We start from the raw sequence: 13,938 nt of genomic DNA, 5'->3' as shown, positions 1-13,938 counted from the left end.
TCGCCTCTAATCGTCTGAAACCGAACTGTGTCGTTTGTGCGTGTCCGCAACCGTCATTGGATGCCCATTTGGAAACACGCGTTGCACACCTGCATTGGTATCGCGTGCGAGGACTGATTTTAAATTGTTGAGTTTGTCCTCCTGGTCCGCCAGCCATACATCGCTGCCTGCCTCTCCGGCGCCGGCATCGCGCATGATAGTAATTGCGGTCGTAAGATTCTCGGCTTGTTTCTCAAGGTTGGCCCGTTCCGATGGAGTGCCCAGCAGATGGAGATGCGAGCAGCCATTCCAGCACTGAAGATGCTTAGGGCAGGGCGCTTGGGAGAAATCGTGAATGCAACCTCCGAAGGGTGTCACATGCAGCGCCGTGGCGTGTACGGCAAGGAATGCTTCTGCCGTGGTCGTGCCTTTATTTGACAGCAAAGCATGGTAACTATCAGTCAAAGCGCCCTGAATGCGCTTATCTCTTATGCCCGCGTGCAGGAAATCGATGCGCTCGTGATGGCTATTGAACGCCAAGAACTCTTGGTGGGCAGCAGTGTTTTCTTCAATGCTTGTGTGTTGGTAATAGGTATTTTGGTCGAGGCGTTTTCGCCCCAGGGCCAGCGCTTGCTGAACATCGCTCATGCCAGTCAGATGGTAAATAGTGTTTCGCCAGTGTCGAGGTTGGTGGCTTGTTAGCCGAATCGGAGCCCCATCAGACTCGGTCAATGACCGTCGCGAAAAAATGGACGCGTGCCTTTCATCGCTACCTAGCGCGTGATTAATATCCAAGAGGGTCACACGACGGGGGATTGCTCGAAATACATTTGCTTCCCGTCCACCGAGGCGGAATTGACCATCAAAAGCAATGGCTAGTGTTTCGCTGGTTTTCAGGACAATACGAAGCGTACCTCCGACATTTTCCGTTAATACTGTATGTCCACGAAGCTTGGGAACGAGCAGGCGCTCAATATCACCGGCCAAGTATCTCCGCTCGATCGCCTTAGACTGATGCTTAGTCTCGTCGTGGGGGTGAACTCCGTTCCGAGAAAAATACACATAGAGATTTCTAGCTGTGTCTCGGTTCTTGCTAAACCCGAGCCATTCTAGAACCGCAGCCTCTGACATTGCCGTCTGAGGTGAGTAATGCCAGAGACGCCCAGGATGGGCTTCTTGCCACCTAGCGAGTTCTCGTTGTTCTTGCGTCAGCACCTTCAGTCGTTCGACCGCGCGCCTAGCTAAAGGAACGTCGCTTTCCGCGAACCAATGAACACGGGATTGAAATTGCTTTTCCGCAAAGTACCTGATCCCGCATTCGACTATGGGTTTACCATTGGCATCTACAACTACCTTTCCTGCCGTCCCTTTGATTGGCCGTTCGACCCAACAGTCATAGGGAATTACTGCTACCTCATTACCCCGTTGCCCAGTCGCGATCAACAAATCGATCACACGCAGCAAAATTTCTTCGCCCTCACTGCGCGGATGGTTCGAGCATAAGGCGTAGGCTTCCATCGCCTCGCGAGAAGGCAACTTGTCATCAGACTTACGCTGTTTTACCGCACGATCAGGATCGTGCAATGAAATGTAGTTGTGGCGGCGTTTCTCTGGTTTTGCATCATGCTCAAAGTGGATGGCGATCTCGGTTAATTGCAGATTATCAATCGTATCCGCTATTACCTGAAGATGAGAGATCGCGTCGTAAAGGTTCTTGTAGCCACTTTCGCGGAGAAAGGCTACGACCCGATCAAAATCGCCTCGCGTCAACTGTGTGGGGTCGGGCACGCGTCTTTCAAACAAGGGATTGTAAAGCCGCCGGACGGCAATATTGTAGGCCGCGACCATCGAAAACTTCAGGTTCCGGGTGCGTTGCAGATACACAATCAAGGCCTTGCTAAAATCTTGGAAAGTGCAGGGGAGTGGTCCCTTAGGCGGGGCGGGATAGCCTGTCTTCTCAAGGGCTTGCCGATGCGTTTCGAAGGTAAGAGCATGTTGGTTATCCCGTTGTGGTAACCAACTTCCGACGCCCCACACCGGTGACGCCCACGGTGTTGAAATTGGTAACGACTGAAAAATCGCTTTTTCCTGTGTAATAAAGCCCTCGAGATTCGGCCTTGCCCTAGACAGCGTCATCTGCGGCACCCTCCGTGTGCTGCCGGCAGCGCTCGATGGTAGCGCTTACCGCCAGGATGGTTGTCTGATGCTGGGCGAGAGGCCGATTGTGAAGGAGGTCTCCGGCTTGTTCTGCCATGTCAATGAACCGTTGGGCTTCTCGTTGCAGCGCCTCTTTCACCTGCTCATGGCGGCCGTCAGCAAAGGGGTGAAACTTCTTGCAGGTGTAGCAGGCATAGACGGGATTGTAGGGGCAGTGCGTATGAACTGGGAGGGCACATGCACCGATGTCCCCGATGTACTGTGTGTCGATCACGCCACGGATCGCTCTTTCGGCAGCGGTATCGCGGCGTTGCACGACTTCCCCGGTCAAGAGACTGCGCATAATGCGTTGATAGGCGGGACTCTGCCGAGTGCTTTCTCTTTGACCCGGGCAATGTTGGGGGTTGCCGTGACGTAAGCACGCGCTGCAACAGTGCTGTTGTGGCCAAGCAGTTCGGCAATCATGTCTGCCGGTGTTCCCTGGTCCGCCAAACCTTGCCCTAGGTGATGACGGAGCAACATGGTTACTTGGTTAGGCTTGTCTATCCCAGCCTCTCTCAGTTCATGTTTGAGTCCCATTATGATTTCAGTTACAGACAGTCTTCTTCCGTTAGAATTTACAAATAATGGTTCGCAGTTGCTGCTAAAGCGGCGTTGAATTTCTGAAACATGCCGTGAGATTTTTTCACCCAGTCGGGAGGTGACTTTGCGCGGCCGTCGCTCAGGTCTGCGTTGGCCGACCTTTTTGGCCATGGGTAGCCACAGGGTGTAGTACCTCTCATGATCAGCACTTTCAATGAACTCAAAATCCGAGATGTCAAGGGAATGGAATTGAATCGAGCGTGGTGCGAGTTCGAAACCCAAGTGAAGCATTATATTAAACTGGGCTTCCCCCCAAGAGTTAGATGAAATGTATCGTTCAATGCGTTTGAGCAACCGAACTTCCTCATCAAGGTCTAAGCCAGACTGCGAGAGAAAAATTCGCGCATACGGGTCAACCCGTGCTGACTTTGTATCTTTGATCGTTAGGTAAGTATTTAGATCAAAACCTTTAATCCCTCTATCAACTGCCCAGCGATAAAGCCTGCGAAACCCAATGAGATTATGCCTGGAGCGCTTGAATCCTTCTAATTGGGCGATTAAATCTTGATGATCCCAAGGAAAGTGGCGGGCGAGATTGGTACTTGATAAATAGACAAGAGACCTTACAAATATGAACGCTGTTTGGGGAGCATATTTCTCTAACGCATATGCCATAAAGCCTTTGGCTATTTCATTAAACTCTGGAGTTAAGTCAAGCTCGGCCCAATCAATTGTCATCGCAATACCGCCGTCGTACCACGTCCAGGCGCTCAATCGAGTATCGACGTACCTTGGCTGGTCATTAGTGCGAGTTCGAATCGCAACCTGAGCCGGGCCCTCGAACTCGTAGGCCGGAAAAGAGGAGGAGGGTGAAGCCTGTTCTTGATCGGCTGATTTGGTCACGGCGAACCTCTTTAACTGTCAAGTCGGCTCCAGGCTGCCGAGGCACGCTGGGCATTGTGGAGGTTGGCCGACTCAGCTAGATAACGACTTGCATAACGGCGTGGCATCGTCGACGTATCAGACCAACCGCAGACTCGTCGGAGTTCGTCCGTAGCCCGCTCCAGGTCATGCCCACGCTTCTCGACCAGGTAAGCTAAAAAGCGGTCGGCAAACGAGTGGCGAAAGTCATGCGCGGAAAGTGTAGGCAACAAACTTGGATGAGCCAGTTCAATGGTCAGAAACAGCCGATCGAGGACGTTAGACAGTGCGCGAATCGACAGCGGGCGGCCTCGATCCGAGATGAACAGATAGCGGTACAGCAATTTCATCGGTTTGCCGTCACGCAGAGGGCGCCGTTCGCCCTGGATATAGTGTTCGTAGACCTCATACAACTGTGCGGAGATACCTACTGTCCGTCCGTGGGTTTTCAGCGCAGGCTCTTCAGCGCGTGGGTCGGCTGGGTCATGTTCGCGGTCATTGATGCTGACATAGGCATGCTGAGAACCCTGATTGATGTCCGTGGTGTAGAGCTTCAGAAGCTCTCCGCGACGGATACCGGTCTCCAGCAGCAATTCAATCATTAGCCAATTGCGCAACTGCAATCGTTCCGGAAACGGATTCTCCGCAGCGCCCGGGCGAATCAGTGTGCGAATGATCTGGAGTTGAGCATCTGTCAGGCTGCGGTAACGAGCGTGGTCGGGACGAACATTGATGATATGGCTCTCAAAGCGTCGTTCAATGACGTCGGCGACATCTGCAAATACAACCTCGATGTTTGCCAGGGTGGTTGAGTTCTGACGGGCGCGCGGGATGTATCGGGTGACACACCAGGACAGGTACTGCTTCAACAGCCGCAGGTACTGGTCACGGGTACGCGGATCGATCAGCGGAAAAGATGTCGTTTTAGCTGTGCCAATTCGGGCGACTAGGTTGTCGGCTTGACGGCCGCTCTGGAGCCAGATGGCGTAACCGTCCAGTAACGCCAGAATCGCCTCAAAACGGCCCGCCAAGATGGCCTCATCGATATCCAGCTCCCGGCTTTTGGCATAGGTGTAGAAAGCCTGGATCGCCCGCAGGTGCGCTGCTGCGGTGTTGTATGCACGATGCCTGAGCTTGAGCTGGACGTAGATGAATGGGACTAGCTTGGGCAATGGCGCCGCCTGACCATCCTGCACAAGCAGCGGTACACGCTGACCAGAAGAGTAACGGCACTGAATCAGCTTCATCGGCAGCCACCTCATTAAATAACGCGCCATGAACACGAAGGACATGGCCCGTAGAGAGCGTGGACGGTAGAAGCGGGTTTGTCGAATCAGTTGTGACCGACCGATATTAAGTGGAATTTTGTAATTTTTTGATTTTTGAAGGGATTCCACCAATTAATCGCTAATTGGTGGAATTGATACCCAAATAATTCTACGGATTTCCACTAATTAACGATCTTGTGTGGTGTCAATTTTATAATAGAGTTTTAACTCCAAATAGCTAAATGTGAGGTGATTCGCCGAGCGAAGGAAAGACCTTACCAATCATTCAAGCCTTATCGCCGTAGAAACAGCGCACGTAGCTGTCTGGGTTGACTGCGGGGTGATCCAGTCGCTAGCAAAGTCCCCCGTCAAGTGAATGCCATGGCTTGAGTTTAAGCTTGGGCAAAATTATGCTCAGAAAAGCATCGATCCCACCGTTGCGCTTGTGGCGCTAGCCGATAAATGTCAGAAAATTTTCTTTCTATGGATGATCAGAAGAACGCAATAACAACAAACGAAGATGGGGCGGCTATATTCGCCCGCCATGCGAAATTGGAAAAGCTCGAGAGTGCGAGACATCATGGCTTTCGCATCAACTGTACGGTATCAAGCTGGAGCGATGGATAAGTTAGGGTTTTTATGTAAAAGCCAAACAACTGTTGGAGGCACACCCATCTAGTATGGGGCGGAAATTAATTTAACTTAGACAAGAAAATACGCATATAAAATTGGTTTTCTTTGTTGCGTGTTGTTTTACCGGCGTCGGGAAGTGCTCACATGGGTTATTTAGTCAGCGTTGGGGCGGCGACTAAGTGTTTTGTTGAATTTATCAATTTGGAATGAAATATACCCCCATGCTTCTTTTAATACCAGGGCGTTGTTCATGAGGAGGATGACATAACGTGGGGGCAGGTCAAGGATATAATCAAATAAAAGATCGTTTCCTGGAGTGAAAAGATCGCGCTGATTGAGGGGGCGAGATAGTCGTATTGACGCCCCTTTGCGACAGTTAAACACAGAAGTCTCAATATTGTACGGACAGTCAACACTTGATTGGGGAGTGGTTGTCGGAGTTTTGTGCAATTGATTTGTTAGCAAAAAAAGCGCAGCACGGGTTGGCAAAGAGTCGATGAGAGCGGAAACTAAAACCAATCCCGTTCGGGTGTCGACAAAATATATAAGTTGAAGTCTCATGACTGGAGTTTTGAAGTCATCGAAAACAACAAGGCCAAGATCCAAATGCTCGGGTCTAAGATAATCGAGTCTGTTGGATTTGTTCATAACTCAAAGCCACGAAGAAATTTAAGATAAGCGTCACATTTCATCACGCTAACATATTCGTTCAAACGCTTGGTTATTGAAGTGGCATGCTCAGGAAGCATAAATTTACTCAGGCGGCCAAGATCATAAGGGGCTAAACTTTCAAAATAATCGTGTGAAGTGAGAACAGCAGTCAGGGTATTAATTTCTTCCTCGCCGATATCGCCTGAGACGATTCCGAGCATTATCAATGCACAGGCGCGTTCTAATGAGCTGCTCTCCACTGCGCCGCTTATAAACAAAAGCCTCCACCCCATGGCTTGTCTATGTCTATTCCGAGGTCGAGGGGAAGTCAGAAAAAATGAGGCGATGCCACCTGTTTGATCACCAGAGTGTAGAAACAGTTGAGCAATGAATTTTAATACTTCTGCTTTGCGATTCGTTGTGATTGCGAAAGAGGTGATTGAGGGTGCCGACGAATTGAGTCGAATTTGCTGCTGGTGTGCGGTGGAAACAATAACTTCAAGGGCCTTATGTTGCAGCCGTGTTCTCATCGAACGGGGCAAATTGCTTAGATACTGCATTCGATCCGTGGACCTAGGAGGAAACGTCGACAGCAGGGATCCATGACTGTTACAAATTGGATTCATCACATACCTCCATGATTTCTTGAATATCAAAGCGTGATGATTTTTGAGCGAATCTCTAAGACACAACTCACATACAAAATCTGCAACGCCGGGCGGAATAGTCCACATGGTCGAGGAATCAAATGCATTTGTAGAGACTATCTCCTCTCTGGATGCCAGAAAAGTTTTTAAGTCCGGTGTCGAGTCAAAGTCCGGGTCTCCATAAAATAACCTGCTTGATATGCGCTCGCGGGATTGCAAATAAAATTGTACGTCAAGATTGGCTCTGTGAGCCCATGAAGACAGCGATTCATCTTCCGTAATTACTGGCATATAGTAACTCCCCATTTTCCTGTATTATGCTCCTCAAGCTTCTATTTACGAGGTTAGGCTCTAGAGAGGGCTCATCCTTCAAAATAAGATTGATGCACCACTGCTGTATGATTCTGATAAGATTGCCCGTTATTCCATTGGAAAGTGCGTAAAGAGTTTCAGTGTGGCGCGAAAGATCCAAGCTTAAATATAGGTTGCTTGAGGCGATCATAGATAACATATCTAAATATCCGTTGAGCGATATCTTATCGCTCCAATTATGGATCAGATATTCAGGCCAAGCAGGTTGACCTGAGTGGCAATTTAGATGTGGAGCTTCCTCCGATGTACCTAGTACCACAGACAGCTCAGGGGAATGTGCAGCAAGGCTTCCCCACTGATAGAGATGAGCCCTTTTAGCTCTTAAGGAAACTACTCCATTGAGATAGTCCTCAACAATAATTACCGTAGGGGCGGCCATGCCTACGAGAGTTTGTATGGTCTGCGGAACGGGGGACACTAATGTTCTATTGAGGTACCCCTCATTTGGTCTGAATCCATAATGGTGTAGTAGCATTTCAAATGGTGAATGCAGGCTAAAATCAGACCTGGTTAATTTTACGACATTTACGCGCTGGGTTGTAAAATTCGCGACAGCAAGGGAGATTGCTGTCGAGATCCCAGAGCCAGAAACACCAGATACAACTAGGGGAAGCATGCGATCGTTCGATTTGCTGAACGAGTTGATCGCGGCGACTGCTCGCTCTACATGCGGAGTGGTGAGTTGGATCAATCCAAAAACTGCACTTGTTAAGTTCTCGGTTGTAAAGATCCGATCGGTCCGCTGAAACCAAGCATCGGAATGCATCATTAAGATGAGCGAATCATAAGTGCCACACCAAATCTGGGAGCAAGATCGGGAGCTTGCTGGACAATGTCAGCTGTTATTTGCTCAGCCCCGCTTACAATGGCTTCAGCAGCGCAGACTTGGATGATTTTGGCAACGTTATCCATGATTCCTCCTGAAGTCTTAAGAATGGCGCTGGAGAGAGACTCACTCCATAGCCTCGACTCTTTCCTCAGTAGGAGAGTTCGCTCGTAAGCGAGAAGAAAGGAGCGGAAATTTTCGTCCAGAGTCCATCTCTGCAGTGGCCACTGTAAGTAACGACGCTCAAGTTGTGGATCTAGACGCAGCGCCTCGCTGGCCTTATCAGTACCAAACGCAAAAACTCTCAAGTTGAATTGCTCTCCTGAGAGGTTTTTCAGTAAAGACAAATTTGCCCGCTGCTGAAATGGCGTTAAGGTCAAAGCGTCGTGAATTTCGTCTATCACAATGCCTTTTATGTTATTGCGCTCCACTGTCCTTGAGAACTCTTTAGAAGCATTGAATCCACTATATTTCTTCGCAAGCGGCATTCCGAAGGAATCGAACAGTAACTCACGGAAATTGTAGTTTTCCGGAGTCTGGCGAAAGCTCATAAAAACAAGCTTATGCGAATGAGCTTGATTTGCTTCTTTCAAATTTTTGATAATGCTTGTTTTTCCATACCCACCACCCCCCCAGACCAGCATGCAGGGCGCCTGTACCTTATTGTTGGTGCGAAGCATGAATTCGACAGACTGCATAATGGATTGCGCATTGGGGTAGTCTAAAAAAATGTCTTCCAGACAAATATTGATTCGTTGTGTTTCGCTAAGTTGTAAGAGATGCCTGCGCGATTCTCGAACATGACTATTTTCTGAATTGGTAGAGGAGGCTACCACACTGGTCTGAAGATCCTTACTCATAAAAATTCTCTGGGTGCTAAGGGTTTTTCTATAAAATAGTCAACTAATTTATAGGGTTTTAGGCGTCCAGTAGTGCGATCGAATCGCTGACCAAGAATTTATGAATCTGCAGAATACTTTAGAACTATTGGGTATTTATAAATTTTTAAGAAATGCGGTTATTATACTCCCATTGAATATTCGTTCCTCATCTGTGCTAATCTTTGAGGTCAAAGAGTGATGGTGGAAGAGAAAAATTGACTGCGGCTGACACTGTTGGAATATCCTGCTGCTCGGTTATTGGTGGCGGTAAAGCAAGCGTTACTGGAAGGCCAGCATTGATAAAGGTGTTATGTTGCATGTTAGCTTCTTGTTTTTGCTTGTTCGCTTTGGCTTGGCGAGTCAGCGTTTTGCTCGTTTTCACGATATTATTATTCTTTAAAACTTGTCGTAGCGCATTCGGATCGGTGATTGTTCCTGGTGGCGTTATTTGGTTGCAGGCTCGGTTGATGCGATATGCTTCATAATTTATGAATTTGTGCTCGGCAGCAATGCGAGGGATGTTGATGTAATTATCATCGATTTTTGCCCAAATTTGATTGAGGTTATAAGGGTCGTATTTAACGGTGATCTGTCCACGGCCCTGTTTTTTGCTCAACTCGTAAGAAAAATACCTGCCAGCATTCATTAGAATCCCCTTGTTGTGCACGGGCTTGCGTACCTCTGGAAGGAAGTCTATATACAGTTCATGTGGTTTCGTGATAATGCGAGGTACCGCATCTACGCATCCCGAGTAATATTCATTCCAGGCATCTTTTGGTGATTTTTTTAGCTCTGCATGGACAGTTCCGTGATATATCATTATCTGTCCAGAGAACCAAGCGATAAATTCACTGAAAGTTAGTGCCGACAGCTTCTCACTATCGTAGTCTTTGCGTTGTTGTGTATTCGAAAATGTCGTGCCGGGAAGAAAGTGAACTGCCGTGGTCATTAAAGTCCCAATTAGTCTTTCTATATGTCCGCCCATGTGTTTTTTGCCTTTTAGCCGCCATTCAGGTTTTACTCCGTACTTAACTAGCGCTGCTTCTAGAGTCGGCGAGTGAAACTCTGCGGCATTATCCATCAGTACTCTCTCTGGCAGACCATAAAATGGATAGTCCACATGTGGCTGGTCCGGCTGGTAATACCCCATTGCTTTTGGAAGAGCTGCCATGCCAATACACTGTTGTACGGATATCAGTGAAGGGGCAAACATCGTAATGTAATAGCCGAGTATGACCCTGGTGTGAATATCCATGATCAAGGTTAGCCACGGGCGTCCCACAATCACTGTTCGATCATGTTCTGCGCGCAGTAGCAGATCCACTTGAGTATGGTCTATTTGCGCTACGTGCAATGGATGATCGGTAAAAACAATTCCTGGCCTAGGTTGATAAATTTGGAGAGTTGCATCCACCCCGTGCTTCTTTCTGTGAAGTATTTTCGGGTCGAGTTTTTTTAGGTGACGTTGCACAGCGCTCAGACCTGGGGCTATGGTTCCCAACTCAAAGCAGCGGGCTTGCGCCTGTCGCCATACCTCTGAATAAGAAGCAGACTTTCCGGAGTAATGCTTTTCGAAACACTCCTCAACAATCCCAATAGTGGTTTCAGAAAGCCGGGAGGAACCTTTCTTCGGACCGGCTATTTGGCGAACCACGCTAATAGGACCGAAGTGCACACTGTAATTGGATACTAGTTTATAAAATCGACTTTTTTTGATATTGAGAAGATCTGCTGCTTGTTTAGCCCCTATTTCGTTATCTATAAAACGATTAATGATCAATGCACGCTCACCAGCTTCAATCAAGCGAACCGCATCTATTGATTGAGAAGGATCTAATCTCGCTGGAGTTTCCAGTTCGCTCATAACGTGTTTAGGAATGATTCGGAGATCTGCCAAGGTTATAGTCGCCTCTAAACCAGATTCGTACTCCTTTATTACTATACTGTCGGTCGCCTTGATTTCTCTGACCGTTGCTAATACTCCATTTGCAACTACAAAATCACCTTTCTCCAGCTTTTGGTCCATACCTACTACTCCTGAAGGAGTCCTGTTGTGGAACCGAGTCCGAGGGTGTAAAACACTTCGGAACGGTACAGTTGGCTAGAATGGATGCCATTGTATGCAGAGAAACGGGGCGAGATCAGGGGGCATAATATAAAATTTCTAGTTATAAAAAACTCAATAAAAACAGATAGATAATAGATTCAGTGTTCCGCGCATGGGGAAATCGCTATCCGCGCAGAATACATAGCCAAGGTGCGTACCGTATGCCTCGACCAAAAAAACTGTCGCTTGACTACCTGAAGATCTCGTTAGTAGCTACAATATTTGCCGACGAAGTTGGCATTGCACGCACTGGTTATGCGATTGCTAGATGGCTTGAGCGATTACATGGTTGGGAGGTAGGAGCGTGCGACGCTAAGCCATGGCGACGTTTTCTGAAGGGGCATGAACCTCGCGCCGAAACTTTCGGTATCATATTGGCTGCTTCGCCAGATGCCACTGCAGTGTTTCATCACATCCTGTGGAAACTACTTCGTCACGTTTTCCGCGGTACAGAACTATCGGACACTCTGGAGTATTACGGTTATCGTAAAGGTATGCCTGCGCATGCTTGGCTTGCGCACTACAAAAAACTGGAAAGTCTTGATCGGTTGGCAGCTGCGCTCGCAATGTATGCATATGGCCCGATATCAGAGGGGATATCATTGCAAGAAATCAAGACCGCGTATGCGCAAGTAGTTGTTGAACATAGGTGTTTCGAAATTCAGGCGGGGCTGCTGGATTTGTTACAGCTGGCAATTGAGAAGTTGGGGAAAACGGATCATTGTCTATTGTATTGCGAAGCCCATAGCGCCATAGAGCTGTGGAGCGCTATTTACTTTTTCTATCAGCAGGTTGAGCGTCAGCAGAACCAAGCTACTTGGTTTTCCTGGCGGGAATCCGTCGAACGCCTAGATTGGCAGGAACGAAAGGCATTAATTGAATTTTTGCATGCAAAGACAACCACTGGGGTAAGTGACAACTTAGGTAAAAGCGCATTTCGAAAAATTAAGCGAAGGGTGTACCGTACCAAAACTTAATCTAGTAGCAGTCACTGTTTGATAGAGGCGCGCAATGTGTCCAGCGCTTGTTTTTGAGAGGAGCGCAGGGTTTCTATGTTGGAGTGGCAAAGCATTAGCTCAAGTTTTAGTTGCTTTATGGTTAAGCATAATTCTGTGACGACGGTCCTGCTACAACCTTCTTGTAAGCTGACTTCAATCAGGGAGTCAATGGTGGTGTTGGTTTTTGCATCGGAGACCAGGTCGTTTATCAGGGCACGTCGAGCAGAGGAGATAGCGGGGACCAATTCTACGTCCGAGCTATCTTCATTGATACCTATGCTATTCAGGGATCGAAGAAGTTTGAGAATAGTAGTTTTAGAACCCTGATGCCCAAGCTCTGCTCTAATTGAATTTAGAGTGATTTTTGCATCGCGTGTATTAAGACGTCCAATCGCTCTAGCAATGTCAGCTTGAGTGATTTTGCTCTTCATTGACTTGCCCTGCCTGCAATTAATCTCCTTTGGCATTATGTATGGTTTAGAGTTTAATGTCAATTCTGCAGTTATAATCTGCAATTTGGAGAGTGCTGACGATATAAGGGATTTCCATTAAAATTGATAGTTTGAGTATTATGTTACTCCTGAAATTTGGTTGGCGCCGCTTTCTACACAAGTCAGCGCTTCCGACCTCCTGTAAGTATTACCACTAAGAGAGTTAACCTGCACTAGGTAGCGGCAGGTCAGCTCCATTTTTGCAATAGCTGGCCTTACTTAGCAGTATAACTTCATGCCATTATCAGGACGATTTAGATTGTACTGTGACCAAGAACATCCCGAGAGTGATCGTATACTATGCGTATGTTGCACGTATCCTGGGGGGCTGAGCATTCACCAATGACAAACGAAGAACCGTTATCCAGGGTGTAGGTATAAACAAATTGACTATCTTGCTGGTCAATCGCTTCGGTTAGCTGCATCAAGCGATCCATTTGCCAGCGTTCACTTCCATTGATATCTCGTGGTGTTACGACTAGCACTTGTTCCAGCCAAAGGTCGTCGTCGCAGTCGCTTAGAAGTTGTTCAAACTCACGAAGTGTCGCCAATAAAAGATTGCTGTGTCCGACTTTCCCTTTTCGATTGAATGCGATCGAGACGTGAAACCACGGGTCGTTGAGGGCAAGCTCGACATAACGCCAGTGTCGAATGCTGCTATCGCCGCACAGTTGCCCTATAGGCACCTCCGCATCATTGTACGATATGAACATCATTTACCTCCAAAACGAACACTATAGGGCGCATCAGGCGTTCCAATCAATGTGCCCGTACCTGAATGGGTGGGCCAGATGCGCAGTCTTACTAATCCGGCAGAGACGTCTGACTGCTCCAGGGTCCCCTGCGGCGCAGATTGCTTCAACAGTGGGCAATTCCGCGGAGCAGTATTGTGCGCAAATGAACCCTATAGATTGTAGCGCTATAGTGTGCACGCAGGCTTCATCTTTCCTTTTGTTGGGGAGCGAGATGGAGCTGAAAGAAGCCTTTGGTATTGCTTTGCGGACAAGTCGTGTACGCCACGGATTGACTCAAGAGGATTTTGGAATCATTAGCAGCAGGACCTACCTGAGCAGTCTCGAGCGCGGCATAAAGAACGCCACACTCGAGAAGATCTCAGCGCTGGCGGGCTTGATTGGCGTGCATCCTCTCACCTTGATAGCGGAAGCTTTCCTGATTCTGGATCCCGATATGGATCTCGAAACGCTGCTTTGTCAATTGAAGCGGGAGATAGATGTCGGCGACGGAGATAATCCGTCGTTCGCGTCTTGAGCTCAGGTCCTTTTGCCAAAATCTAGACATGCCCCACTAAGCGATATAACCCCAATAGATGAGGCGCCCGGTACTTGGTGAGTGGATCTGAATTCAGGTTCTTCTCAATTTGGTCACAGGACACAGCCTTGGACCAAATCGGTGGAGTCGAAACCG

13 protein-coding genes are annotated in these 13,938 nt (G+C 48.1%); 2 read left to right on the top strand and 11 right to left on the bottom strand.

What is annotated here, in order from left to right:
• Positions 1–6 precede the first annotated feature (6 nt).
• From SOP95_RS16390 to SOP95_RS16350, 9 genes are all read right to left on the bottom strand, one after another.
• Positions 7–2,115 (bottom strand): hypothetical protein, encoded by a 2,109-nt coding sequence (locus SOP95_RS16390; RefSeq protein ID WP_323607651.1) that lies wholly within the window; start codon positions 2,113–2,115, stop codon positions 7–9.
• The gene (locus tag SOP95_RS16385) at positions 2,102–2,452 is read right to left on the bottom strand and encodes a hypothetical protein (RefSeq protein ID WP_323607650.1); all 351 of its coding nucleotides are present in this window, start codon (positions 2,450–2,452) and stop codon (positions 2,102–2,104) included. The genes SOP95_RS16390 and SOP95_RS16385 overlap by 14 nt, the downstream gene beginning before the upstream one ends.
• An 11-nt stretch (positions 2,453–2,463) precedes the next feature.
• Positions 2,464–3,621: a tyrosine-type recombinase/integrase gene (locus SOP95_RS16380; RefSeq protein WP_323607649.1), complete on the bottom strand. Its 1,158-nt coding sequence runs from the start codon at positions 3,619–3,621 to the stop codon at positions 2,464–2,466.
• Between the two features lie 11 nt (positions 3,622–3,632).
• Positions 3,633–4,886, bottom strand: a complete 1,254-nt coding sequence (locus SOP95_RS16375; RefSeq protein ID WP_274075191.1) for a tyrosine-type recombinase/integrase — start codon at positions 4,884–4,886, stop codon at positions 3,633–3,635.
• A gap of 807 nt (positions 4,887–5,693) precedes the next feature.
• Complete coding sequence (locus SOP95_RS16370; protein ID WP_323607648.1) at positions 5,694–6,188, bottom strand: hypothetical protein; 495 nt, start codon at positions 6,186–6,188, stop codon at positions 5,694–5,696.
• Positions 6,185–7,129 carry a hypothetical protein gene (locus tag SOP95_RS16365; protein WP_323607647.1) on the bottom strand — a complete coding sequence of 315 codons (945 nt, stop codon included), beginning with the start codon at positions 7,127–7,129 and terminating at the stop codon, positions 6,185–6,187. Before SOP95_RS16365 ends, SOP95_RS16370 begins: the two co-directional genes overlap by 4 nt.
• A complete protein-coding gene (locus tag SOP95_RS16360) occupies positions 7,107–7,826 on the bottom strand; it encodes a hypothetical protein (protein WP_323607646.1) in 720 nt (239 codons plus the stop codon). Before SOP95_RS16360 ends, SOP95_RS16365 begins: the two co-directional genes overlap by 23 nt.
• 152 nt (positions 7,827–7,978) lie before the next feature.
• Positions 7,979–8,896 carry a TniB family NTP-binding protein gene (locus SOP95_RS16355; RefSeq protein ID WP_323607645.1) on the bottom strand — a complete coding sequence of 306 codons (918 nt, stop codon included), beginning with the start codon at positions 8,894–8,896 and terminating at the stop codon, positions 7,979–7,981.
• A gap of 196 nt (positions 8,897–9,092) precedes the next feature.
• The gene (locus SOP95_RS16350; protein ID WP_323607644.1) at positions 9,093–10,943 is read right to left on the bottom strand and encodes a Mu transposase C-terminal domain-containing protein; all 1,851 of its coding nucleotides are present in this window, start codon (positions 10,941–10,943) and stop codon (positions 9,093–9,095) included.
• Positions 10,944–11,185: 242 nt separating this feature from the next.
• Between SOP95_RS16350 and SOP95_RS16345 the strand changes: the two genes are divergently transcribed.
• The gene (locus SOP95_RS16345) at positions 11,186–12,001 is read left to right on the top strand and encodes a hypothetical protein (protein ID WP_323607642.1); all 816 of its coding nucleotides are present in this window, start codon (positions 11,186–11,188) and stop codon (positions 11,999–12,001) included.
• Between the two features lie 11 nt (positions 12,002–12,012).
• Here the strand turns inward: SOP95_RS16345 and SOP95_RS16340 are convergent, their stop codons facing one another.
• Complete coding sequence (locus SOP95_RS16340; protein ID WP_323607639.1) at positions 12,013–12,453, bottom strand: DNA-binding protein; 441 nt, start codon at positions 12,451–12,453, stop codon at positions 12,013–12,015.
• Between the two features lie 314 nt (positions 12,454–12,767).
• A complete protein-coding gene (locus SOP95_RS16335; RefSeq protein ID WP_323607638.1) occupies positions 12,768–13,226 on the bottom strand; it encodes a hypothetical protein in 459 nt (152 codons plus the stop codon).
• Positions 13,227–13,479: 253 nt separating this feature from the next.
• On the opposite strand from SOP95_RS16335, the gene SOP95_RS16330 reads away from it, so the two are divergent.
• A complete protein-coding gene (locus SOP95_RS16330) occupies positions 13,480–13,782 on the top strand; it encodes a helix-turn-helix domain-containing protein (RefSeq protein WP_323607637.1) in 303 nt (100 codons plus the stop codon).
• Positions 13,783–13,938 lie beyond the last annotated feature (156 nt).

Source organism: Pseudomonas sp. YuFO8, from assembly GCF_035065025.1.
GTDB classification, from domain to species: domain Bacteria; phylum Pseudomonadota; class Gammaproteobacteria; order Pseudomonadales; family Pseudomonadaceae; genus Aquipseudomonas; species Aquipseudomonas putida_AE.
The sequence above is the reverse complement of the archived record's forward strand: the minus strand, read 5'-3'. Positions and strand labels throughout refer to the sequence as shown.